The organism is Streptomyces sp. NPDC057638 (assembly GCF_042800315.1).
GTDB lineage: Bacteria > Actinomycetota > Actinomycetes > Streptomycetales > Streptomycetaceae > Streptomyces.
Genome location: NZ_JBHVHF010000030.1, coordinates 1 through 22,188, shown reverse-complemented (window position 1 = coordinate 22,188; position 22,188 = coordinate 1). Strand labels below are relative to the sequence as shown.

Below are 22,188 nucleotides of genomic sequence, written 5' to 3'. Positions count from 1 at the left end.
GCCATTCTCCGTCAACTTCCTTAATTTCGAAGGAAGTTGATGCGCTATGATCATGCAGAAACGTGCCTGTCAACGAGTGAATATGCGACCGGCCCAACCGTCCATCCGAGCCCTACTATCGGCTCGCCATGACAGCAGCAGGGAAACACCAGGTGAGCCGGACGGACACATCCCGCCGGGGGAGCCGGCAAGGTCGGGCGGGCATCCGGGACGTCGCCGCGGCGGCCGGTGTCTCCATCACGACTGTCTCCGACGCGCTCAACGGAAAGGGCCGTCTCCCGGACGCCACCCGCCGACATGTCCGCGAGGTCGCCGACCGGCTGGGCTATCGCCCATCGGCCGCCGCCCGCACCCTCCGTACCGGAAAGTCCGGCCTCATCGGCCTGACCGTCACGACCTACGGGGATGAACCTTTCACCTTCACCGAGTTCGCCTATTTCGCCGAGATGGCCAGGGCCGCGACCTCCGCCGCGCTCGCCCGGGGATACGCGCTCGTCATCCTCCCGGCCACCTCGCGCCATGACGTCTGGTCGAACGTCGCGCTCGACGGCACCATCGTCATCGACCCCTCCGACCACGACCCGGTCGTCACCGAGCTGGTGCGCCAGGGGCTCCCCGTCGTCTCGGACGGACGGCCGGCCGGCACCCTCCCGGTCACCGCCTGGGTCGACAACGACCACGAGGCCGCCGTCCTCGATCTCCTCGACCATCTCGCCGACGCGGGCGCCCGCCGGATCGGGCTGCTCACCGGCACCACCACCGACACCTACACCCGGCTCTCCACCACGGCCTATCTCAACTGGTGCGAACGGGTGGGCCAGGATCCGGTCTACGAGTCCTATCCGGCCCATGACCCCTGTGCGGGGGCCGTCGCCGCCGACCGGCTGCTCGCCCGACCCGACCGGCCCGACGCCGTCTACGGGCTCTTCGACCCCAACGGCACCGACCTCCTCGCCGCCGCCCGCCGCTACGGACTGCGCGTGCCCGACGATCTGCTCCTGGTCTGCTGTAGCGAGTCGACCGTCTACGCCACGACCGAGCCTCCGATCACCACGCTCTCGCTCAAGCCACGCAGGATCGGCACCGCCGTCGTCCAACTGTTGATCGACGCCATCGAAGGGATCGACGAGGACCGGCCGGTCGAGCAGGTGATACCGACCGAACTGATCGTCCGGACCTCCTCACAGCGGCGTTCGCCCCGGACCACCGTGAGCCCGCCGCGCTCCCCCAGACAGGACTAGACCCTCACCAATAAGGACGAATCGGCCGACGCGTCAGGGGTGGCGCGGGATTCACCACCCCTGGTGCGTCACAGAGCACGGGCCTCATTCCTATGATGGGCGCACGACACCGCGGACCACCCCGACCAGGCTGGGCCGAGAGGTGAACGGCGGCGCGACGGTGGTGGAGGGGTCGATGACTCAGGGGGCCGGTCAGGGACCCGTGGTGCGGAACGCGACGGTACGCGACTTCCGCGTCCCTCCCTACGCTCAGGTGCCGGTCCAGTCGGAGATCCCCCAGGAACCGGCGCCCCACCAGGAAGCCCTCGCTCCGGTTCCGCCCCCCGAACACCCCCCGCACCCCCACGCCCCGCACGACGGCCCCTCCGAGGGACACGCTGAGCCCTCCTACGACGATCACCCTGAGGCGCCGTACGACGACCCCCGCGAGCGGTCGTACGAAGGGCACCGCGAGCCCCCCTACGACACGCCTCACGAGCCGCACCCGTCGCACGCGCCATCGCACGAGGGGCGTGGCGGCCCCTCCTCCGTCACCGGGTACACCGCCCACCCGCCACATGGCGAGTACCAGGGACTCCAGCAGGCCGAGGCACCGCTCCAGCACCACGAGCCGCACCCGCACCCGGGTTCCGAGTCCCACGCCGGTTCCGAGTCCCAGCCGTCCCACCACCCTGGTGAGCCCCAGCAGCACGGCCACTCGCACCACCCCCAGGCTCACCCGCACCCCCACGAGCACGAGCACCATGGGGCGCCGCTCCACAGCACCTCCTACGCCCCGCCCCAGCCGTCCGGGGCCCCCCAGCCGTCCTATGTCACCGGGCCGTATGAGCCATCGCCCGCCTTCCTCCCCCCGGCGGCCCCGTACTCCGGCCATCCCGGAAACGTTCTGCCCGAGGACGAGCACGCCACCGACGACGCCGACGACACCCCCACCGAGCGCGACCTCCCGGTCCTCGGCCATGAGGCCGGGACCGAGCCGGCCGAGGGGCAGCAGCCGCTGACCGCCGCGGAACCCTCCCTCCCGCACGGGCTCGGCCCGCTCTACGTCGTCGGTGATGTCCACGGCTATCTCGACGAGCTGGTCGACGCCCTCACCGCGCAGGGCCTCATCGACGCCGACGGCCAGTGGACCGCGGGCAACGCCCGGCTCTGGTTTCTCGGGGACTTCACCGACCGCGGTCCCGACGGCATCGGCGTGATCGACCTCGTGATGCGGCTCTCCGCCGAGGCCGCCGCCGCGGGCGGCTACTGCAAGGCCCTCATGGGGAACCACGAGCTGCTGCTGCTCGGTGCCAAGCGCTTCGGCGACACGCCGGTCAACTCCGGTGCCGGAACGGCCACGTTCCAGGCCGCCTGGCTGCTCAATGGCGGCCAGAAGTGCGATATGGACCGCCTCCAGGATGTGCACGTCCAGTGGATGTCCCGGCTGGACGCGGTGGTCGAGGAGGACGACCACCTGCTGATGCACTCCGACACCACCGCCTACCTCGAATACGGCGAGAGCATCGAGGACGTCAACGACACCGTCCACGAGATCCTCACCCGCAATGACGCCGACGAGTGCTGGGACCTCTTCCGCAAGCTGACCAAACGCTTCGCCTTCCGTGACGACGCGGGCCCCCAGGCCGTCCGGGAACTCCTGGACACCTATGGCGGCAGCCGTATCGTCCACGGTCACAGCCCCATCCCGTATCTGCTGGGCGAGGTCGGCACCGAGGACGGCGAGGACGAGCAGCGCCCGGTCGTCGAGGGTCCGCATCTCTACGCGGACGGGCTGGCCATCGCGATGGACGGCGGAGTGACCATGGCCGGAAAACTTCTCGTGGTCCAACTGCCTTTGCCTCATTGAGGCTTCGCGGTACCCGAATAACGAAAATTCCCTGTCACCCGATGCCGTTATCGCTCTACCATCGGAATACCCGTAGCAGGCTCTCCTCCGCTTCCACTGTCCGCCATCGATGAGCGCATCAGCCTACGGAGCATCGGGGGATGCACATGAACAGGGCTCCGCACCTGCTGACCGAGGACCGAGCGGAATTCCAGCGCATACTCGACGAGGCACTGCGCAATACCCAGGACCGGCCTGAGCTGGCCGCCATCGGAGAACGGCTGAACGCGACCCAGCTGCGCACCATGGCCCTCAACGCGACCGCGATGATCACATCGGCCGCGGCCGCCGAATACGATCACTATCTGAGGATCCGCGAGGAAACCCTCTCCCAGCCCCACGGTGGGCCCGCCGGGCCCGTGGGTGGCACGGCTCCCTCGGGAGACGGCCCGCCGCGGCGTCGTGGCGCCGGACTGCTGGCGGTCACCACCGTTCTCGTCCCCGTGCTGGCCGCCACGGCGGCGGTCATCCTGCTCCTGGTCGGCTATCTGCTGAAGATGCTCAGCCCGACGCCGTCCTTCGCGGGAACGCTGGTGACGGTGGGATGGTTCTTCGCCGCCGTCACGGCCGCCGGGATCCTGGTGGCGGCCATGGGACTGCTGCTGACGGCCGTACGGAACAGCTCGACCCAGGTGCCCGCCCAGGAGCCCATGGACGAGCTCCCCGACGAGGTCGCCCGCGCCAAGGACGCCTGGCTCCACGCCGTACTGGAACGAGGGATCGTGCCCTTCCTGCACGGGGTGCTGGAGGATCCCCACGCCCACCCGCTCTCCCAGGCGCCACCACGCCCGGTGGAGCGCACCGCCACCGAGGGGTACGACGGGCCGGACTACTCCGGTCCGGACGAGGGCGGGTCACCGGGCCAGCGGCCCAGCTTCACCAGCCCGGACTTCACCAGCAAGGAGTTCGGCGGCGGCGAGGGCCGCCCGGAGTGAATCCCGGCCCACCGGGCGGCGGCGAGCGCCGCCCGGTGGGCTCGGCAGCGGATCCGCCCCCCTGCCGCGCCGGTAGGCGGGAGGCGGGTCGGTCCCGTACTCGGTTGGACGGTGCTATTCGGCCATCGGCAGATAGACCCGGTTACCGGAGGCGGCGAACTCCTTGGACTTCTGGAGCATGCCCTCGGCGATCTCCGTGTCCGAACCTTCGGCCGCGTCACCGCCGAACTGCTCGGTGATGCTCCTGCTGATCTTCATCGAGCAGAACTTCGGCCCGCACATGGAACAGAAGTGCGCGGTCTTCGCCGGCTCGGCCGGCAGCGTCTCATCATGGAACTCCCTCGCCGTGTCGGGGTCGAGGGCCAGATTGAACTGGTCCTCCCAGCGGAATTCGAAGCGCGCGTCGGAGAGCGCGTCATCCCACTCCTGGGCACCCGGGTGCCCCTTCGCCAGATCGGCCGCGTGCGCGGCGATCTTGTAGGTGATGACGCCCGTCTTCACATCGTCACGGTTGGGCAGACCGAGATGCTCCTTGGGCGTCACGTAGCAGAGCATCGCCGTGCCCCACCAGGCGATCATCGCCGCGCCGATGCCGGAGGTGATGTGGTCATAGGCGGGCGCGATGTCCGTCGTCAGCGGGCCGAGCGTGTAGAACGGGGCCTCCTCGCAGATCTCCTGCTGGAGGTCGATGTTCTCCTTGATCTTGTGCATCGGGACATGACCGGGGCCCTCGATCATCGTCTGTACCTGGAAACGCTTGGCGATGGTGTTGAGTTCCCCGAGCGTGCGCAACTCGGCGAACTGTGCCTCGTCGTTGGCATCCGCGATCGAGCCGGGCCGCAGGCCGTCACCGAGCGAGTAGGTGACGTCGTACGCGGCGAGAATCTCGCACAGCTCCTCGAAGTTCTCGTACAGGAACGACTCCTTGTGGTGCGCCAGACACCACGCCGCCATGATCGAGCCGCCGCGCGAGACGATCCCGGTCTTGCGACGGGCGGTGAGCGGCACGTACCGCAGCAGCACCCCCGCGTGGACCGTCATGTAGTCCACGCCCTGTTCCGCCTGCTCGATGACGGTGTCCTTGTAGATCTCCCAGGTCAGCTCCTCGGCCTTGCCGTCGACCTTCTCCAGCGCCTGGTAGAGCGGCACCGTGCCGATCGGCACCGGCGAATTGCGCAGCACCCACTCCCGGGTGGTGTGGATATTGCGCCCGGTGGACAGGTCCATCACGGTGTCGGCGCCCCAGCGGGTCGCCCAGGTCATCTTCTCCACCTCCTCCTCGATGGAGGAGGTGACGGCGGAGTTGCCGATGTTGGCGTTCACCTTCACCAGGAACCTCTTGCCGATGATCATCGGCTCGATCTCCGGGTGGTTGACGTTGGCGGGGAGCACCGCGCGGCCCGCCGCGATCTCCTCCCGCACCACCTCGGGGGAGACGTTCTCCCGGACGGCGACGTACTCCATCTCCGGGGTGATCTCCCCCCGGCGGGCGTACGCGAGCTGAGTCACCGGGCGGCCCTCACGCCCGCGCCGGGGCTGACGCGGACGCCCCGGGAAGACGGCGTCGAGGTTGCGCAGACCGCCGCGCGGTGAGGTGTGCTTGATGCCGTCGTCCTCGGGGCGGACCGGGCGGCCCGCGTACTCCTCGGTATCGCCCCGGCCGATGATCCAGTTCTCACGGAGCGGCGGCAGTCCCCTCCGTACGTCCGTCTCGATCCCGGGATCGGTATACGGACCGGAGGTGTCGTACAGCGTCACGTCCTTGCCGTTGGTGAGGTGCACCCGGCGGACGGGCACCTGGAGGTCGGGGCGAGAGCCCTGGACATACCCCTTGTGCCAGCCCGGCGTGCGCCCGTCGGCCTGGTCGACGGCAGGCGTGTGTGCGTCCTGAACGGTCATGAGACCTACTCCCTACGCCGGCATTACCCGGTAACAGGTTCGGCGGTCGACGCGGCCATATCCGCGATGGCCGTCTTCCCGACGGCCGGTGCGGAGGTCAGCGCCCTCTCAGCCCGGTGCCCCGAGCTCCCGCGTGTGCAAAGTGCCCCCACGCTAGCGCCCTCTTTGGCGTGCTGAACAGAGGCCCCCCGCCGTTCTTGCGATGATCGGTCGGTGACGCCTTCGCCACCCGACCCCCCACCCCCGCCCATGGACCCGCCCTGGGACCGGCGGCAGGGACAGCCGCCGCACCCGCGGCCTCCCTCGCCTCCGGAGCCCGCGCCCGGGATCCCGTCGCCCACGACGGCCCCCGCGCCCCACCCCGGCCACGGTCACGGCCCCGCACAGGACCACGGCCCTCCCCCCGCGCACGGAAACATGCCCGCACCCACGCGGGGACCGACGCAGGGGCACAACCACGGCCCCGCCCACGGGCATGAACCCAGCCACGGTCACGCACACGGCCACAGCCATGGGCATACGCACTCCCACGGCCCCGCGACGCCGGTCTCGCGCCATCTGCGCAAGGTGATCGCCGCCGTGCTGGTGCCCTTCGCCGCCGCTGTCGCCGTCGGGCTGCTGGTGCTCTGGCCCGGTGGCTCCGCCGACCACAAGCCCACCGGCGTGGGCTTCGACCGGCAGACCGAGGAGGCCCGGGTGGCCTCGGTGCAGCAGATCGACTGCCGGAAGGTGAACGCGGGTCAGGTGCCACCGACCGGTGACACCAGCACACCCCAGGGCCGCGAGGCCGTCAACTCCCAGCGCGGCAGCTGTGGAAAAGCGACGATCGAGGTCACCACCGGCCCTCATACGGGCCGTACCTTCACCGAGATCGTCCAGCCGGACGCCCCTCGTCAACTGCGGCAGGGGCAGGAGGTGGTGGTGGCCTACGCCCCGGACGCGCCGCGGGAACTCCAGTACGCGGTGATCGATCTGGACCGTACGGTTCCGTTGGCGCTGCTCGCCGGGATCTTCGCCCTCGCGGTGGTGCTGGTGGGTCGGATGCGCGGGGTGATGGCCCTGATCGCGCTCGCCACCTCGTTCGCCATCCTGACGCTCTTCATCCTTCCCGCGATCCTGGAAGGCTCCAATCCGCTGGTCGTCGCGGTGATCGGGGCGAGCGCCATCATGCTGATCGCCCTCTACACCTGCCATGGGCTCAACGCGCGTACCTCGGTGGCGGTGCTCGGCACCCTGGTCTCGCTGCTGCTGATCGGGCTGCTCGGCTCGTTCTTCGTCGGCTGGGCGCTGCTGAGCGGCAACACCGACGACAACACCGGTCTGATCCACGGCCTCTATCCGAAGATCGATATGAGCGGACTGCTGCTGGCGGGCATCATCATCGGCTCGCTCGGTGTCCTCGACGATGTCACGGTGACCCAGACCTCCGCCGTCTGGGAGTTGCGCCAGGCCGACCCGACGATGGGTCCCCGCGCGCTCTACCGGGCCGGGATCCGCATCGGCCGGGACCATATCGCGTCCGTGGTCAACACCCTGGTCCTGGCCTACGCGGGCGCCGCGCTCCCCCTGCTGCTGCTCTTCTCGATCGCCCGCAGCGGTGTGGGCGCGGTCGCCAACAGCGAGTTGGTGGCCGAGGAGATCGTCCGTACCCTGATCGGCTCGATCGGACTGGTCGCCTCCGTCCCGGTGACCACGGCCCTCGCGGCCCTCGTGGTCTGCGCGGACCGCCCCTCCTCACTCCCGCCGGGCCCCTCCCCCACCGCGCCCGTGACCCCCGTCCCGGACGGCGGTACAGGTACGCCTACGGGGCGGGGGATGCCCCTGACCCGTACGGGGCTCCCAGGGCTGAAGTCCCTCCCGGGACGCAGCGGCACGGGCCGCCGCCGCAAACGGTGAGACCTGGCCGGGGAGCGTGCCGCACACGGTGAACCCGGCGCGCGGCGAGCCGACCGCACCCGGCGCCGGTGGCCGACCGGCCCGGGGCGGCGGCCCCACCGATCCACTCCCGGCCCGATCCGCCCGCGGCGGTGCCGGTCCGCCCGAGACCGGCACCGTCTCAGCCCGCGTTCTCCTCCGTCTCGGCCAGGATGTTCCGCAACGCCTTGTCGAGACACCCCTCGAAATCCCCGTGCGCCCGCTCCTGTCCCAGCGGCACCAGCTTGTCGGTGCGGTCGAGGAAGGCGACCACTGGTGCCGCGCTGACCTGGAAGAGCGCCCGGTCGGCGCCCACCTGGAGCCGGATCGCGATATCGGCCAGCTCCTCCGGCCCGGTCGGGGCGACCCGCACATCCCCGTCCCCACTCGGCCCGAGGATCCCGTCCATCAGCAGATCACGGCCGAAAGCCCAGGTCACCGGCGCGTCACCGGGTAGATGGAAGGTCATCCGCACGGCGTACGGATCCTCCGTCTCGTAACGGAGCTCCACCGGGATCCGGAACGAGAGCTCCTCGGAGACAAGGAAGCTCATCAGGACCTCGGCTTGGACCGACTCGCGCATCGTGTACCCCGCAGTGAAGAATGCCTACTGAAAGCTTGTCAAAAACGGCCAGGATTCATCCCTCTGACCCTCTTGCCACAATCGTGCTCCACGCGCTAGAGGACTACAAGGAGTGATTTTTCAGATACTGATAGAGAGCGAGAGGACGTTAAGCAGCTCCCCCACCCCTTTGCGTAGCTGCTCGACCGCGGGGAGCAATCTCTGCTCCTGATGGATGGGTAGAGAAATGGCCATCGCCGCCGCCGTGGAACCGGCGGTGATCGGGATCGCGGCGCATACCGTTCCCAGCGCGTACTCCTGGCGCTCGAAGACCGGCTGCATCCGGCCCATGGTGGAGAGCCGTTCCAGCAGACCGCGCTGGTCGGCGACGGAGTACCGGGTGACCGGCTGGATGGGATGGCGGTCCAGATGATCCTGGCGGGCCTTCTCATCGAGCTGGCTGAGCAGACACTGCCCGATGGCGTGGGCATGGCCGGTCTCACGGAAGTCGGCCCACTGCTCGACGGCCGGGGCGTAGGGGCTGTCGGCGTAGGCGACGACTTCGATCTCCCCCTCGCGGTAGAGGGCGAAATAGACCGGCACCCCGATGGCGTCCCGCCAGTGGGCCAGCGTCTCCTCCAGCCTGCTGCGACGATTCTGCACAGCTCCGGCGACGACCAGTTTGCCCACCGCGCCACCGAGGACGAACACCCCCTTCTCCCGGCGGAGATAGTCCTCGTGGGTGAGGGTGCGCAGCAGGTGGTAGGCGGTGGGAAGGGAGATCCGGGCCTCCCGGGCGAGCTGTTTCGCGGGCGCCCCGTCCGGGTGGGACGCGGCGGCCTCCAGCAGCCGCAGCGCCCGCTGCACCGAACCGATCAGGGTGGGGGCGGCGGCACCGGCCGTGCCTGTGTCCAAAGGTCACTCCCGGGCGTGGTGACGGGCGGATCGCCCTCCCACGGGGGCCGCCCCCGCGGACCCGTCGCGATGCTCCGAAGGCTGCCCCGAGGAGCGGACGCGGCCCCGAGGCGCTGACGACGGCCTGTCACTGTAAGAGGCGGCTCCAGGGGCGCACCCGGCGTTCCGGCCGGGTTCCCCCGGCCGGGTTAACACCCCTACCCGGGAGGGTTCACCAGTCCCCGCGCGACCGGGAGGAGGAGCTGAACTTCCGTACCACGAAGACCAGTCCGGCGATCAGCGCCACCAGGATCAGCGCCTTGAAGAGCAGCCCGACCACCAAGCCGATGACATGCGCGATGAGCCCGCCGAAGACGGCCAGGACGAGCAACGGCACCACGACCCACATCACCCACCAGGGCATCCGGGTGATTATCTTCCGCACAGCCATCGCCCTGCCTCTCCCTACGGTGTCGCGGCCTGTCGTCTTCGATGCTAGGCGGGCGAAGCCGTGCATGGGTGCCCGCGATCCCTTGCTCTTCCCTGACCGGACCCTTAGGGCCCCTCGGGGGCTCCCTCCACCCAGGGACCGCCGCACGGTTCCGCCCGCGTTCCCGGCGGTCACCGTCCCGGGCCTCACCCAGGTCCGGCACGGCGGCCCGCTCAGCTCTCCGGCGGAGAGAAGACCACCATGACCCGCAGGTCCTCGGTGATGTGGTGGAACTTGTGCGGCACCCCGGCCGGGACATAGACGACGCTGCCGCGCCCCACCGGGGTCGTCTCCGTGCCCACGGTGATGGCGGCGCGTCCGCTGACGACGAAGTACACCTCGTCCTCGTTGTGGGGCAGCTGGGGGTCCAGCTGCCCCGCGTCCAGCGCGTACAGCCCGACCGACATATTCCGCTCATGCAGGAACTGGAGGTACGCGCCGTCGTTCGCGGCCCGTTCCGCCTCCAGCTCGTCCAGTCGGAATGCCTTCATCGTCTGCCCCTGCCGTCGTACCGATCATGTCTGTCACGATCAGACACATGATGAATTTCCTCGTCAAGACGGTCGCCCACGCGCCCGTCCCGGCTTTCGGGAGCTGAGCGCGCCATGAGCACGGGCACCCACGGCCCCGCCGGAGACGGTACGCGAGCGGTACGGGCGGGGCTGCCCGATCCGGTCACCTATGAGCCGCCGCTGCCGGGCCCGGTCTTCGCGGCTCACTACCATCTGCCGGGCGAGCCGACCGGTCCGTACACCTACGGCCGTGACTCCAACCCGACCTGGACCCTGCTGGAGCGCGCGGTCGGGGAGCTGGAGGCGCCGGGGGAGCCGGTCGAGACCGTGTGCTTCGCCTCCGGGATGGCGGCACTCTCCGCCGTACTGTTCTCCCAGCTCAAGGCCGGTGACACGGTCGTGATGCCGAGCGATGGCTACCAGGCGCTGCCGCTGGCGTATGAACGGCTCAGGGCCTACGGCGTCACGGTCAGGACCGCCCCGACCGCCGACGACGCCCAGCTCTCCCTGCTCCAGGGCGCACGGCTGCTGTGGATCGAGAGCCCCTCCAATCCGGGGCTCGACGTCTGCGACATCCAGCGGCTGGCCGACGCCGCGCACCGGGCCGGTGCGCTGGTGGCCGTCGACAACACGCTCGCCACCCCGCTGGGCCAGCGTCCGCTGCGGCTGGGCGCGGACTTCTCGGTGGCCAGTGACACCAAGGGGACCACCGGCCACGGCGACCTGCTGCTCGGCCATGTGACCTGCCGCGATCCCGCTCTGGCGGAGGAGGTACGGCGGTGGCGCAAGGTCGTCGGGGCGATCCCCGGGCCGATGGAGGCATGGCTCGCGCACCGCTCGCTCGCGACCATCCAGCTCCGCGCGGACCGGCAGTGCGCCAACGCGCTGGCCATCGCGCGCGCCCTGGCCGAGCGTGGTGAGGTGAGCGGGCTGCGCTATCCGGGGCTGCCCGGGGACCCCTCGTACCCCTTGGCCTCCCGTCAGATGCGCCGGTACGGAGGGATCGTCTCCTTCGTCCTGCCCGACCGGGCGTACGCGGAACGGTTCCTCGGGGCGCTCACGCTGGTGGACGACGCGACGAGCTTTGGCTCGGTGCGTTCCTCGGCGGAGCGCAGGGGCCGCTGGGGCGGGGACGCGGTGCCGGAGGGGTTCATCCGCTTCTCCGCCGGGGTGGAGGACGAGGAGGACCTGGTGGCGGATGTCCTGCGGGCGCTGGAGACGGTGGCGCGGGCATAGGCGCCGTGCGGGTCCTAACCGCACCGCCGGTACGAAGGTGCCGCGTGCGCACCTGGCCGACACGGGGCGGAGCGGGCTCGGTCCGGAGCGGGGTGGTCCGGAACAGGCTTGCTCCAGGGCGGGGTGGTCCGGGGCGGTGGCGGGATGCGCCGGACCGGGCCGGGCAGCGGCGCCGGGCGGTGGCGTCGGGCAGTGACAGGCAGCGGTGACAGGCAGCGGTGACAGGCGGCCCGAACCTCCCCCCTCATGGCTCGGACCGCCCCGGTTCATCTCCCCGAAGAACCGCTCGAACAAGGCTAATTGACTCTGCGTCAGTGTCCAATCACGGTAGCGACAGCAACCTATCGACTTATTTATAGTTGTCCGGTCCGCAGGACATCGTCGTCCGGGAGGCACGTGGCATGGATCTGGCCCTGCTGCGCACATTCGTCACGGTGCACCGGGCCGGCTCCTTCACCCGCGCCGCCGCCCTGCTGGGGCTCTCCCAGCCCGCGGTGACCGGACAGATACGCACCCTGGAACGCCAGCTCGGCCGGCCTCTCTTCTTACGCCAGGCCCGGGGGGTCACACCGACGACGATCGGCGATGAGCTGGCCCACCGGGCCGCCCCGCATCTGGATGCCCTGATCGAGATAGCGGAGACCGGCCTCGACGACGAATCGGGCATCCGTACCCTGCATCTCGCCGGTCCCCCCGAGTTCACCTCCCTGCGGGCCCTGCCCGCCCTCACCCCGCTGATCTCCCAGGGTCTGGCCCTGCGCACCTCGTTCGGGAACGCCGAGGAGACCCTCGACGGACTGGCCGCGGGCCATCATGATCTGGCCATCTCCACGGCCCGTCCCCGAGGCGGTCTGCTCACCTCGACTCCGCTCTGCGACGAGGAGCATGTCCTGGTGGCCGCGCCGCGCTGGGCCGCCCGGCTCGGGCCCGATGTACTCCGGGGCGGCCAACTGGTCCTGGAGCAGCTGCCGGTGGTGGAGGTCCATGAGTCGCTGCCCCTGGTCTCCCGCTACTGGTCGACCGTCTTCGATTCCCGTCCCGCCGCCACGGGCACGGTCATCGCCCCCGATCTCCGGGCCGTCCTGGAGACCTGCGCGGCGGGCGCCGGGCTCGCCGTCCTGCCGCGCTATCTCTGCGCGGAGGCCCTGGAGCATGGCCGGGTGGTCGCCCTGCTCGACCCTCCGGTGCCACCGCTGCGGACATACTTCCTGGTGATGCGCACCGGCACTCTCGCTCTGCCGCATATCGCCCGGGCCCATGAGTGGCTGCTCCGGGCCGCTGTGGACTGGTGAACGCCTCTCGCTCGCGTTTCAGAGCGGGCGGTACGGGCCATTTTCTACCCATGACCGAACGTCCCGTGGTCAAGCGCACCGCCCGAGCCATCCTGCTCGACGGCGACCAGCTCATTCTGATCAAGCGGACCAAGCCGGGGATGGACCCGTACTGGCTCACCCCCGGGGGCGGTGTCGAACCCGGCGACGCCACCGTCGTGGACGCGCTCCACCGCGAGGTGGACGAGGAGCTGGGCGCGAAGATCACCGATGTGGTGCCCTGTTTCGTCGACACCATCGAGCACATCACGGACGGCGGCCGAGCGGGCGTGAAGGTGCAGCACTTCTTCGTCTGCCGACTGGAGTCCATGGATCCCTCCCGGCGCCATGGCCCGGAGATCGACGCCCCTCTCGGTGAGTACGAGGTCGTACGGGTTCCCTTCAGCCGGATGGGTATCGCCACCGTCCATCTGGTGCCCCTCTCCCTGCGGCACTATCTCGACGGCAATATCGAGGGCGTACGCGCCATGCACGCTCCGGACCTGGGTCGCTAACGCGTGCCACATCGAGGTCGCGAGCGCACGCCGTCGAGACGCACGCCCTGGGGAAGCCGCTGTTTCACGTGAAACAACGCGCCCTCCGCCCGAGGGGCGGCTGACCCCGCCCAGCGCGATCGGTCCTCTCCGTACCACCGACGGGAGCGAGAGGCGATCTCATCGGGGCCGGTCGGCCACCGTCACTTCCTGGAAAGCACTGGACGAGCGATCACCGTGTCGGCCAGCCTGATCCCCATGCCGATTCCTCCCGCTGAGCTGCCCATTCGCCGTCTGACTATCAGCGATCTCATCGCCTGTGCCGATCTCGCCGAGAGCTGGGAGTGGCCACGGGAGGAGCACCGGTGGGGGCTGCTGCTCACGGCGGGACGGGCGTATGGCATCGATGACCCCTCCGGCAAGGGGCTGATCGCCGCCTCCGTCCTCAACTCTTATGGCTCTTATGGGCCGGAGTCCTATGGGGCCTCGACACCGGAGCTGTCCACGATCGGGATGGTGCTGGTGGCCGAGCGGCATGCCCGTCAGGGCATCGGGCGGCGCATGATGCGCCATGTCATGGCGGAGGCCGCCGACGGCCCGCTCACCCTCTACGCCACGGACGCGGGGCAGGCGCTCTATGAGGGGCTGGGCTTCACCACCGTCGCTTCCGTGGAGATGTTCCGAGGGCGGCTGCGCCCCACCGGGCCGACCGCCGTGACCACCCGTCCGGCGACCGCCGAGGATCTCGCCGCGATCGTCCGGCTGGACACCGAGGTCTTCGGCCCGGACCGCACCCATCTGCTGGCCCGGCTGCCCGCCTTCGCGGATCAGCTCCAGGTGGCGGAGGAGAACGGCGTACTGACGGGGTACGCGGCGGCCTGGCCCACTCCGGAGGTCCAGGCGATCGGTCCCCTGGTGGCCCAGGACACCACGACGGCCCAGGCCCTGATCGCCGCGCTGGCCCGGGGCACGGACCAGTCGCTGCGCACCACCATCGACGCCCGGCACTCCTCCCTCATCGACTGGCTGGGAGAGCATGGGCTGGAGCGGACCGGCTCCCGGACGGTGATGGTGCACGCCCTGGACGACCTGCCCGGGGACTGGACCCGCCGTTTCGCTCCGCTCTCCCTCGCCCACGGCTGAGCCCAGGGGCCGGCTGTGCTCGTCGCTCGGCCCGTGGCTCGTGGCCCGTGGCCCGTCAGCAGGTGGACCCTGGGCGCCGGTTCAGTTCTCCAGACCGCGCCAGCCGTCCGGGTCCACCCCTCCGGGCACTCCGGCGTCCGGGTCGTACGGCGCGCGGGTGAGGACGAAGGACCCCAGATCCAGATGGAGCACCGAACCGTCCTCCCGGCGCACCACCCGCAAGGTCTCTCCCGTGTAGTAGCCGTCCAGCCCGGTCCAGGTCCCGTCCCCCGCCGCCGTGAAGCGCGACCCACGGCCGCCGCCCCGCAGCGGCTGGAGCTCCAGCCCACCATCGGCGAGCAGCCGCAGCCCCAGCGGCTGGGGCCCCCAGTACCAGGGTCCGGCGAGGGCGAGCAGGTCCTGGTCCACCTCCGGCAGCGGTCGCCAGGGGCCGGGGATCCGTGGCTCGGCGGTGGCCACGATTTCCACGAGTTCGGCGCCCAGGGGACCGATGGCGGGCCCGGAGGTGGCGTTCGCGACGGCCGCGGCGGCGACCCCGTCCGCCACGCTCACCCAGACCACCGCGAGGAAGCCGGGCAGCGAGCCCGCGTGCCCCACGAAGGTCCGGCCGCCGCCACGTACGATCTGCACGCCGAGGCCATAGGTGACCTCGCCGTCCTCAGCGGGCACGGACGGGGTTCTCATCTCCTGTACGGACGCGGCGCTCAGCACCCGGTCATCACCCTCGGCGAGGAAGACGCCGAAGCGGCAGAGGTCTCCGACGGTCGACCAGAGCTGGCCCGCGGGCGCCATGACCCCGAGGTCCTCCAGGGGTTCGGGGAGCACGGCGTCGGCCCAGGGATGGACCGCCCACCCCGTGGCGGCGGGAGCCTGGGGCCGGACGCTGGTGCGGGTCAGCCCGAGCGGCTCCAGGATCTCGCGCCGGAGCACGTCCTCCCAGGACTCGCCCCGTACCGCCTCCACCAGCGAACCGAGCAACGCGTACCCCGGGTTGGAGTAGTGGTGGCGCTGCCCCGGGGGCCCCAGCAGCGGCTCCTCACCCAGCACGTCCGCCAGCTCGGGCCTGAGCGAGCCCGGTGTCCTCTCCCACCACGGCGGAGGCGTCTCGGCCCGCACCCCGGCACCGTGCCCCAGCAGCTGGAAGACGGTGACCTCACCGACACCCGTGCCCGGGAGGTGCTTCTCCAGTGGATCCTGGAGGTCCAGCAGCCCCTCATCCCGCAACCGCATCACCAGGATGGCCGTGAACGTCTTGGTGATCGATCCGACCCGGTACTGCGTATCGTTCCCGGGCCCCTCCGTACCGTCCGCGTCATGTGGGGGGTGCACTCCCGTCCACACCACCTCCCCCTCGCGCGCCACCCCGGCGGCGATGGACGGCGCGCGTCCCTCCGCCTGGGCGGTGGCGAGGCGGTACAGCAGAGCTCTCTCGGTGGCGGGAAGGAGACGGTCCAGGGATGTGGTCATGGCACAGGTCTACCGTCGGCCCGCTCACGGCGTCGAACGGTTAACCCGTCGCGGTATCCCCCGGTCGGCGTCCTGGGCTGAACACCCTGATCGGCGACCCTTGGTGGTGTCGTGTGGGCGTGCCGTGTCCGGCGCCCCGCCCGCCGCGACATCCATCCGTTCCGACATCTACAGCGCCCGCCGCCGGACACCGGGCGCCGGGCGGCTGTCCCTCCGGCGGACCGCCGCCCCTACCGGGAGGCCCTGATATGGCCAGTAAGTTCACCGAGCTCGCGATCGACTGCGCCGACCCCCACGGGCTCGCCCGTTTCTGGTGTTCGGTCCTCGGTTACGAGGTACGGGAGGTGTACGAGGGCGAGGGGTTCATCACCATCGGCTCGCCCCTGGTGCCCGAGGGGCGGGAGCGTCGTGGTCCCGTGCCGCCGACGCTGACCTTCGCCCGCGTACCCGAGGGCAAGGCCGTCAAGAACCGGATCCACCTCGACATCAGCCCCACCGACCGGGAGCAGGGCGACGAGGTCCGCCGACTGCTCGGCCTCGGTGCCCGCCACGCCGACGTCGGCCAAGACGAGGGAAGCGACTGGGTCGTCCTCGTCGACCCCGAGGGAAACGAGTTCTGCGTCCTGGCGGACCGCCATCCATGACGGGCGCGCGCCACGGCCAGGTGCCCACTCCAGCGCCACCGCCCGGCACGGTGAGACACGGGTTGCGTGGCGGCCGTCCGTCACGGTGAGACGCGGGCCTCGATGCCGTCCAGCAGGAAGTCGAGGCCGGTCCGGAAGGTGTCGTCGGCGTCCAGGTGAGCGGCGTCGCGCACCACCGTGGCCAGCGCGGGGAAACGGCCGGTGGCGAAGGTCCGCTCCAGATAGGGCCCGAGCGAGGCCTGCCAGCGCTTCTCATCCATCCCGGTGGCCCGCTCGGCACGCCGCTCGGCGATCTCCCGACGCACCGCGCCGATCGTGTACGCGTTGACCGCGGCGACCACCGGCATGATGGCGTCCCCATCGAGCTCGCCCAGCGCGGCGACCACGGTCTCCCCGGTGGCCAGCGCGTGCGGCCCGAGCTGGGGTCGGCCACCCAGCAGATCGGCCAGCCATTCATGCTGGTGAGCGGTGCGGCGAGTGGCTTCGGCGAGAGACCGGAGCACCTCCCGCCAGCCCTCTCCGACCGGCCGGATCTCGACGTGCGCGGCATCGACCATCAAGTCGAGCAGCTCCTCCTTGCTGGCGATGTAGCCGTACAACCGCATCGGACGCACGTCCAGCACGGTGGCGACCTTGCGCAGCGACACCGCGTCCAGACCGTCCGCGTCGGCCAGCTCGATCGCCGCCGCCACGATGCGTTCCCGGCTCAACGGGGCCGGCACGGGCCGATTCGGTGGCTCTGGCCTCTCCCACACCAACATGGCGCCACGATACATCGCATCGGTCGATACAGTGTATTGGTCAGTACGGTGTATCAGGGAGCGACTATGACCATCGCCATCGTCGGCGCCGGCCTGGGCGGTTTAGCCCTCGCCCGGGTGCTGCACATCAACGACATCGACGCCGTCGTCTACGAACGCGACCCGTCACGCGATGCGCGCGACCAGGGCGGCATGCTCGATATCCACTCCGGCCAGCGGGCGCTTCGCGAGGCCGGTCTGATCGACCAGTTCCACACGATCGCCCGCGGTGCGGGCCAGGACATGCGCCTTCTCCAGCCGGATGGCACCCTGCTGCTCCAGGAGGACACGCCCGACGACGCCCCACTGGAGCGGCCCGAGGTCGACCGCGCCGATCTGCGCGGCCTGCTGCTGGATTCCATCCCCGAGTCCATGGTGCGCTGGGGCCACACCTTCGCCTCCGCCGACAACGGTCTGCTGCGGTTCGCCGACGGCGACGCCGCGCCATACGACCTGCTGGTCGGCGCCGACGGAGCGCGGTCCCGGGTCCGCCCGCTGCTCACCGACGCCCGCCCGGCCCATATCGGCCAGAACATGGTCGAGATCGGCATTCCCGATATCGACCGCACCCATCCCGACCTCGCGGCGATGGTCGGACGCGGCACCTACTGGGTGCTCGGCGACGGACGGTCCCTCGCGGCGCAGCGCAACGGTGACGGCCGCGTCCGGATCGGCCTCAGCTTCTTCAACACCGCCGAGGACTGGTTCAGCACCAGCCGGATCCCGTTCGACGACCCGGCGGGCGCCCGAGCGCGGCTGATCGATCTGCTCCCCGGCTGGGACCCCCGGTTCACCGCACTGATCGCGGCCTGCGACGACACGGTCATACCGCGGTCGATCAGCACACTCCCGGTCGGCCTGACCTGGCCGTCGACGCCAGACGTCACCCTGCTCGGCGACGCCGCGCACCTGATGCCGCCGGTAGGAGAGGGCGCCAACATGGCACTGCTGGACGGTGCCCTGCTCGGTCTCGCGCTGGCCGCGCACCCCGAACGCCCTCCCCGCGCCGTCGAAGCGTACGAACGCGAGATGTTCGCACGCACCAGCGCCGCCGCCCGGCTCTCCACGGAGCTGCAGCAATCGCTGATGGCCCCGGACGCCGCCCAGAGCATGCTCGCCTTCTTCCAGCCCGGCTGACACGGGCACGGCACCGACCCGCGGCTCTGGGTTCGGTGCCGGATCCGGCTTCCGCCCCTCATCAAGGGACCTTCCGCCCCTCATCAAGGGAGGGAGACGCCGACAGGGGGACAGCCTTTAGGTCTGCGCCATGTCCACGAAGCGCGAGTAGTGGCCCTGGAACGCCACGGTGATCGTCGCCGTCGGGCCGTTACGGTGCTTCGCCACGATCAGGTCGGCCTCTCCCGCGCGCGGTGACTCCTTCTCGTACGCGTCCTCGCGGTGGAGCAGGATCACCATGTCCGCGTCCTGCTCGATCGAGCCGGACTCACGCAGGTCGGAGACCATCGGCTTCTTGTCCGTACGCTGCTCAGGGCCACGGTTCAGCTGGGAGAGGGCGATCACCGGGATCTCCAGCTCCTTTGCCAGCAGCTTGAGGTTTCGCGACATGTCCGAGACCTCCTGCTGGCGGCTCTCGGCGCGCTTGGAACCGCCCGACTGCATCAGCTGGAGGTAGTCGATCACGACCAGCTTCAGGTCGTTGCGCTGCTTGAGGCGGCGGCACTTGGCCCGGATCTCCATCATCGAGAGGTTCGGGGAGTCGTCGATATAGAGCGGGGCCTGGGAGACATCCGGCATCCGCCGGGCCAGCCGGGTCCAGTCCTCGTCCGTCATCGTGCCGGAGCGCATGTGGTGCAGCGCGACCCGGGCCTCGGCGGAGAGCAGACGCATCGCGATCTCGTTGCGCCCCATCTCCAGGGAGAAGATCACGCTCGGCAGGTTGTTCTTGATGGAGCAGGCGCGGGCGAAGTCCAGGGCCAGGGTGGACTTACCCATGGCGGGACGGGCCGCGATGACGATCATCTGACCCGGGTGAAGACCGTTGGTGAGGGCGTCGAAGTCGGTGAAGCCGGTGGGCACCCCGGTCATCTCACCGCTGCGGGAACCGATCGCCTCGATCTCGTCGAGGGCGCCCTCCATGATGTCGCCGAGCGGCAGATAGTCCTCGCTGGTGCGCTGCTCGGTGACGGCGTAGATCTCGGCCTGGGCGGAGTTGACGATCTCGTCGACGTCCCCGTCCGCCGCGTATCCCATCTGAGTGATCTTGGTGCCCGCCTCGACCAGACGGCGCAGCACCGCGCGCTCGTGGACGATCTCCGCGTAGTACGAGGCGTTGGCCGCGGTGGGGACGGACTGGACCAGGGTGTGGAGATAGGAGGCACCGCCGACCCGGGTGATCTCACCACGCTTGACCAGTTCGGCCGCGATGGTGATCGGGTCGGCGGGCTCGCCCTTGGCGTAGAGGTCGAGGATCGCGGTGTAGATCGTCTCGTGGGCCGGGCGGTAGAAGTCATGGCCCTTGATGATCTCCACGACATCCGCGATGGCGTCCTTGGAGAGGAGCATGCCGCCGAGGACCGACTGTTCGGCGTCGAGATCCTGGGGCGGTACGCGCTCGAATCCGCTGCCGCCGTCCCAGCCGCCGCTGTCCCGGCCCCGCTCGTGCTGGTCCTCACGGCCGCCGTGCTCGGTGCGCCGCTGACGGGAGACGGGAAGGCGATCACTGGGGCCGCCTTCGGCCGCCCACGGGTCGTCCAAGGGCTCGGAAATGCTCACCCGGGCCACCTCCTCCCGTCCGCGAAGCGGACCTCGCCGTGCCCCCTCTTTCTACGGCACGGCACTGACAAATCGAGCGGCCCGGCTCCGCTTCCGGCGCGTCGGGCGAGGGTCCACCGTAGGCCCCTCTCCACCGTCAGCCAATCTGGTTATCCACAGGCCATGTGGACGAGTGCCCGGATGCTGTGGAGAACTCGCCAGAACCTGTGCACGGAGCGGGGGACAGCACTGTGGACAACCGGAGCCAATCTCCACTCGATCCCCTCTGACCTGGTCTTTCTTCATCCACTGGCTGTGGGGGAGAAAAAAATTTCCCAGGGGACCAAGATCAGAACAAACGGCGCACGACTTCGTCGGCTCAGCCACCGGCCGTAAGGATCACCATGGTGTTGCATGTCTTACCTGTGGAAGATTACGGTGGAGCGCATGACCCAGGCCCCCGCGACCCCGAAGAGCAGCAGTCGTCGCCATGACCGGGAGATCATCGCCCTCGCCGTCCCCGCCTTCGGAGCCCTCGTCGCCGAGCCTCTTTTCGTGATCGTCGACAGCGCGGTCATCGGCCACCTGGGCACCTCCCAACTCGCCGGTCTCGCGATAGCCGCGGGCCTGCTGATGACGGCCGTGAGCGTCTTCGTCTTCCTCGCGTACGCGACCACCGCGACCGTCGCCCGCCGGGTCGGGGCGGGGGAACTGCCCGCCGCCATACGCCAGGGCATGGACGGCATCTGGCTGGCGATACTCCTGGGGGTGGCCGTCGCCGCGCTCACCCTCCCGGCCGCCCCCTGGTTCATCGACATCCTGGGCGCCTCCGAGACCGCCACCCCCTACGCCCTCACCTATCTGCGCATATCCAGCCTGGGCATACCCGCGATGCTCATCGTCTTCGCGGCGACCGGCGTCCTGCGGGGACTTCAGGACACCCGCACTCCGCTGGTCGTCGCCGTCGGCGGCTTCACCGCCAACGCGGTGCTCAATGTGGTCCTGGTCTACGGTGCCGGGTTCGGCATCGCGGGCTCTGCCTGGGGCACCGTCCTCGCCCAGTACGGCATGGCCGCCGCCTATCTGGTGGTGGTCGTCCGGGGCGCCCGGCGCCATGGCGCCTCGCTCCGGCCCGACACGGCCGGTATCCGGGCCAGCGCCCGCGCCGGGGCACCCCTGCTCGTCCGTACGCTCTCGCTGCGCGCGGTCCTGATGATCGCCACCGCGGTCGCCGCCCGTCTCGGTGACACCGAGACCGCCGCCCATCAGGTGGTCTACTCGCTGTGGACCCTGATGGCCTTCGCGCTCGACGCCATCGCCATCGCCGGACAGGCCATCATCGGCCGCTATCTCGGCGCCGGAGACACCCAGGGCGCCCGGCAGGTCTGCCGACGGATGGTGCAGTGGGGCATCGGCTCCGGCGTGGTCCTGGGCACCCTGCTGATAGCCGCGCACCCCCTCCTGCTCCCTCTCTTCAGCGACGATACGAAGGTGCATGACGCGCTGCTCCCGGCGCTGGTGGTGATCGCGGTCTCCCAGCCGATCGCTGGTGTGGTCTTCGTCCTCGACGGGGTCCTGATGGGCGCGGGCGACGGTGCCTACCTCGCCTACGCCATGCTGGCGACGCTCGCGGTCTTCGCCCCCGTGGCCCTGCTCATCCCCGCTTTCGGCGGCGGGCTGACGGCGCTGTGGTGGGCGATGACCCTGATGATGACGGCCCGCCTCGCCACGCTCTGGGGGCGCACCCGCTCCGGACGCTGGCTCGTCACCGGTGCCACCCGCTGACCCTGCGCGAAGCGGGCCGAGCACGGGGACTACCAGGCGCCAGGCATCAGTCCCCCCGGGCCGATGACAAGCACCGGTGGTCCCTCCACCCGACACCGCACTCACCACCGTTTCACGTGAAACACGGCACCGGTGGCATCCAGCGCTGTTTCACGTGAAACACAGCGGACCCGCGACCGCCCAACTCCCGGACCGCCATGAGGTCACCACGGACAGGGCGGTCACCACCGGCGGGACAGCGAAGAGGGCCGCACCCATCGGG

The 22,188-nt window shown here is 70.1% G+C and carries 19 protein-coding genes and 1 riboswitch; of the genes, 11 read left to right on the top strand and 8 right to left on the bottom strand.

What is annotated here, in order from left to right; all coding sequences use genetic code 11:
• Nucleotides 1–128: 128 nt before the first annotated feature.
• From ACFVIM_RS06980 to ACFVIM_RS06970, 3 genes are all read left to right on the top strand, one after another.
• A complete protein-coding gene (locus tag ACFVIM_RS06980) occupies nucleotides 129–1,241 on the top strand; it encodes a LacI family DNA-binding transcriptional regulator (RefSeq protein WP_384299506.1) in 1,113 nt (370 codons plus the stop codon).
• 886 nt (nucleotides 1,242–2,127) lie between these two features.
• A complete protein-coding gene (locus ACFVIM_RS06975) occupies nucleotides 2,128–3,090 on the top strand; it encodes a metallophosphoesterase (protein WP_384299541.1) in 963 nt (320 codons plus the stop codon).
• Between the two features lie 140 nt (nucleotides 3,091–3,230).
• Complete coding sequence (locus ACFVIM_RS06970) at nucleotides 3,231–4,064, top strand: hypothetical protein (RefSeq protein ID WP_384299504.1); 834 nt, start codon at nucleotides 3,231–3,233, stop codon at nucleotides 4,062–4,064.
• Between the two features lie 114 nt (nucleotides 4,065–4,178).
• Here the strand turns inward: ACFVIM_RS06970 and thiC are convergent, their stop codons facing one another.
• Nucleotides 4,179–5,963 (bottom strand): phosphomethylpyrimidine synthase ThiC, encoded by a 1,785-nt coding sequence (gene thiC / locus ACFVIM_RS06965; protein ID WP_384299501.1) that lies wholly within the window; start codon nucleotides 5,961–5,963, stop codon nucleotides 4,179–4,181.
• Nucleotides 5,956–6,106, bottom strand: a riboswitch (TPP riboswitch). Its footprint overlaps the gene before it by 8 nt.
• A 274-nt stretch (nucleotides 6,107–6,380) precedes the next feature.
• On the opposite strand from thiC, the gene ACFVIM_RS06960 reads away from it, so the two are divergent.
• Nucleotides 6,381–7,859, top strand: coding sequence for a YibE/F family protein (locus tag ACFVIM_RS06960; protein ID WP_384299499.1), 1,479 nt, complete (start codon nucleotides 6,381–6,383; stop codon nucleotides 7,857–7,859).
• Nucleotides 7,860–8,019: 160 nt separating this feature from the next.
• Here the strand turns inward: ACFVIM_RS06960 and ACFVIM_RS06955 are convergent, their stop codons facing one another.
• The 4 genes from ACFVIM_RS06955 to ACFVIM_RS06940 all read right to left on the bottom strand — a co-directional run bounded on the left by ACFVIM_RS06955 (nucleotide 8,020) and on the right by ACFVIM_RS06940 (nucleotide 10,314).
• Complete coding sequence (locus tag ACFVIM_RS06955; protein WP_384299497.1) at nucleotides 8,020–8,460, bottom strand: SsgA family sporulation/cell division regulator; 441 nt, start codon at nucleotides 8,458–8,460, stop codon at nucleotides 8,020–8,022.
• A gap of 120 nt (nucleotides 8,461–8,580) precedes the next feature.
• A complete protein-coding gene (locus tag ACFVIM_RS06950) occupies nucleotides 8,581–9,354 on the bottom strand; it encodes an IclR family transcriptional regulator (protein ID WP_384299493.1) in 774 nt (257 codons plus the stop codon).
• Nucleotides 9,355–9,565: 211 nt separating this feature from the next.
• The gene (locus ACFVIM_RS06945; RefSeq protein WP_384299491.1) at nucleotides 9,566–9,784 is read right to left on the bottom strand and encodes a DUF5326 family protein; all 219 of its coding nucleotides are present in this window, start codon (nucleotides 9,782–9,784) and stop codon (nucleotides 9,566–9,568) included.
• A gap of 212 nt (nucleotides 9,785–9,996) precedes the next feature.
• Nucleotides 9,997–10,314 carry a cupin domain-containing protein gene (locus ACFVIM_RS06940; protein WP_384299489.1) on the bottom strand — a complete coding sequence of 106 codons (318 nt, stop codon included), beginning with the start codon at nucleotides 10,312–10,314 and terminating at the stop codon, nucleotides 9,997–9,999.
• A gap of 114 nt (nucleotides 10,315–10,428) precedes the next feature.
• Between ACFVIM_RS06940 and ACFVIM_RS06935 the strand changes: the two genes are divergently transcribed.
• From ACFVIM_RS06935 to ACFVIM_RS06920, 4 genes are all read left to right on the top strand, one after another.
• Nucleotides 10,429–11,571: a cystathionine gamma-lyase gene (locus ACFVIM_RS06935; protein ID WP_384299487.1), complete on the top strand. Its 1,143-nt coding sequence runs from the start codon at nucleotides 10,429–10,431 to the stop codon at nucleotides 11,569–11,571.
• 401 nt (nucleotides 11,572–11,972) lie between these two features.
• The gene (locus tag ACFVIM_RS06930) at nucleotides 11,973–12,863 is read left to right on the top strand and encodes a LysR family transcriptional regulator (protein ID WP_384299538.1); all 891 of its coding nucleotides are present in this window, start codon (nucleotides 11,973–11,975) and stop codon (nucleotides 12,861–12,863) included.
• A 50-nt stretch (nucleotides 12,864–12,913) separates the two neighbouring features.
• Complete coding sequence (locus ACFVIM_RS06925) at nucleotides 12,914–13,396, top strand: NUDIX domain-containing protein (RefSeq protein WP_384299485.1); 483 nt, start codon at nucleotides 12,914–12,916, stop codon at nucleotides 13,394–13,396.
• Nucleotides 13,397–13,633: 237 nt separating this feature from the next.
• Complete coding sequence (locus tag ACFVIM_RS06920) at nucleotides 13,634–14,518, top strand: GNAT family N-acetyltransferase (protein ID WP_384299483.1); 885 nt, start codon at nucleotides 13,634–13,636, stop codon at nucleotides 14,516–14,518.
• An 81-nt stretch (nucleotides 14,519–14,599) separates the two neighbouring features.
• Here the strand turns inward: ACFVIM_RS06920 and ACFVIM_RS06915 are convergent, their stop codons facing one another.
• Nucleotides 14,600–15,985 (bottom strand): serine hydrolase domain-containing protein, encoded by a 1,386-nt coding sequence (locus tag ACFVIM_RS06915; protein WP_384299480.1) that lies wholly within the window; start codon nucleotides 15,983–15,985, stop codon nucleotides 14,600–14,602.
• Between the two features lie 248 nt (nucleotides 15,986–16,233).
• Here ACFVIM_RS06915 and ACFVIM_RS06910 point away from each other — a divergent pair, with 248 nt between their 5' ends.
• Nucleotides 16,234–16,629 carry a VOC family protein gene (locus ACFVIM_RS06910; RefSeq protein WP_384299477.1) on the top strand — a complete coding sequence of 132 codons (396 nt, stop codon included), beginning with the start codon at nucleotides 16,234–16,236 and terminating at the stop codon, nucleotides 16,627–16,629.
• A gap of 80 nt (nucleotides 16,630–16,709) precedes the next feature.
• On the opposite strand, the gene ACFVIM_RS06905 is transcribed toward ACFVIM_RS06910, so the two are convergent.
• On the bottom strand, nucleotides 16,710–17,390 hold the full coding sequence (locus ACFVIM_RS06905; protein ID WP_384299475.1) for a TetR/AcrR family transcriptional regulator: 681 nt from the start codon (nucleotides 17,388–17,390) through the stop codon (nucleotides 16,710–16,712).
• A 66-nt stretch (nucleotides 17,391–17,456) separates the two neighbouring features.
• Between ACFVIM_RS06905 and ACFVIM_RS06900 the strand changes: the two genes are divergently transcribed.
• Nucleotides 17,457–18,566: an FAD-dependent oxidoreductase gene (locus tag ACFVIM_RS06900; protein ID WP_384299473.1), complete on the top strand. Its 1,110-nt coding sequence runs from the start codon at nucleotides 17,457–17,459 to the stop codon at nucleotides 18,564–18,566.
• A 117-nt stretch (nucleotides 18,567–18,683) separates the two neighbouring features.
• Here the strand turns inward: ACFVIM_RS06900 and dnaB are convergent, their stop codons facing one another.
• The gene (gene dnaB / locus ACFVIM_RS06895; protein ID WP_384299535.1) at nucleotides 18,684–20,144 is read right to left on the bottom strand and encodes a replicative DNA helicase; all 1,461 of its coding nucleotides are present in this window, start codon (nucleotides 20,142–20,144) and stop codon (nucleotides 18,684–18,686) included.
• A 444-nt stretch (nucleotides 20,145–20,588) separates the two neighbouring features.
• On the opposite strand from dnaB, the gene ACFVIM_RS06890 reads away from it, so the two are divergent.
• Nucleotides 20,589–21,926 carry an MATE family efflux transporter gene (locus ACFVIM_RS06890; protein WP_384299470.1) on the top strand — a complete coding sequence of 446 codons (1,338 nt, stop codon included), beginning with the start codon at nucleotides 20,589–20,591 and terminating at the stop codon, nucleotides 21,924–21,926.
• Nucleotides 21,927–22,188 lie beyond the last annotated feature (262 nt).

Excerpts from the sequence above, each read along its gene's own strand:
- ACFVIM_RS06980 (WP_384299506.1), top strand. The coding sequence starts at position 129 with ATGACAGCAGCAGGGAAACACCAGGTGAGCCGGACGGACACATCCCGC.
- ACFVIM_RS06970 (WP_384299504.1), top strand. The coding sequence starts at position 3,231 with ATGCACATGAACAGGGCTCCGCACCTGCTGACCGAGGACCGAGCGGAA.
- thiC (WP_384299501.1), bottom strand. The coding sequence starts at position 5,963 with ATGACCGTTCAGGACGCACACACGCCTGCCGTCGACCAGGCCGACGGG.
- ACFVIM_RS06960 (WP_384299499.1), top strand. The coding sequence starts at position 6,381 with ATGCCCGCACCCACGCGGGGACCGACGCAGGGGCACAACCACGGCCCC.
- ACFVIM_RS06955 (WP_384299497.1), bottom strand. The coding sequence starts at position 8,460 with ATGCGCGAGTCGGTCCAAGCCGAGGTCCTGATGAGCTTCCTTGTCTCC.
- ACFVIM_RS06945 (WP_384299491.1), bottom strand. The coding sequence starts at position 9,784 with ATGGCTGTGCGGAAGATAATCACCCGGATGCCCTGGTGGGTGATGTGG.
- ACFVIM_RS06940 (WP_384299489.1), bottom strand. The coding sequence starts at position 10,314 with ATGAAGGCATTCCGACTGGACGAGCTGGAGGCGGAACGGGCCGCGAAC.
- ACFVIM_RS06935 (WP_384299487.1), top strand. The coding sequence starts at position 10,429 with ATGAGCACGGGCACCCACGGCCCCGCCGGAGACGGTACGCGAGCGGTA.
- ACFVIM_RS06930 (WP_384299538.1), top strand. The coding sequence starts at position 11,973 with ATGGATCTGGCCCTGCTGCGCACATTCGTCACGGTGCACCGGGCCGGC.
- ACFVIM_RS06925 (WP_384299485.1), top strand. The coding sequence starts at position 12,914 with ATGACCGAACGTCCCGTGGTCAAGCGCACCGCCCGAGCCATCCTGCTC.
- ACFVIM_RS06920 (WP_384299483.1), top strand. The coding sequence starts at position 13,634 with ATGCCGATTCCTCCCGCTGAGCTGCCCATTCGCCGTCTGACTATCAGC.
- ACFVIM_RS06915 (WP_384299480.1), bottom strand. The coding sequence starts at position 15,985 with ATGACCACATCCCTGGACCGTCTCCTTCCCGCCACCGAGAGAGCTCTG.
- ACFVIM_RS06910 (WP_384299477.1), top strand. The coding sequence starts at position 16,234 with ATGGCCAGTAAGTTCACCGAGCTCGCGATCGACTGCGCCGACCCCCAC.
- ACFVIM_RS06905 (WP_384299475.1), bottom strand. The coding sequence starts at position 17,390 with ATGTTGGTGTGGGAGAGGCCAGAGCCACCGAATCGGCCCGTGCCGGCC.
- ACFVIM_RS06900 (WP_384299473.1), top strand. The coding sequence starts at position 17,457 with ATGACCATCGCCATCGTCGGCGCCGGCCTGGGCGGTTTAGCCCTCGCC.
- ACFVIM_RS06890 (WP_384299470.1), top strand. The coding sequence starts at position 20,589 with ATGACCCAGGCCCCCGCGACCCCGAAGAGCAGCAGTCGTCGCCATGAC.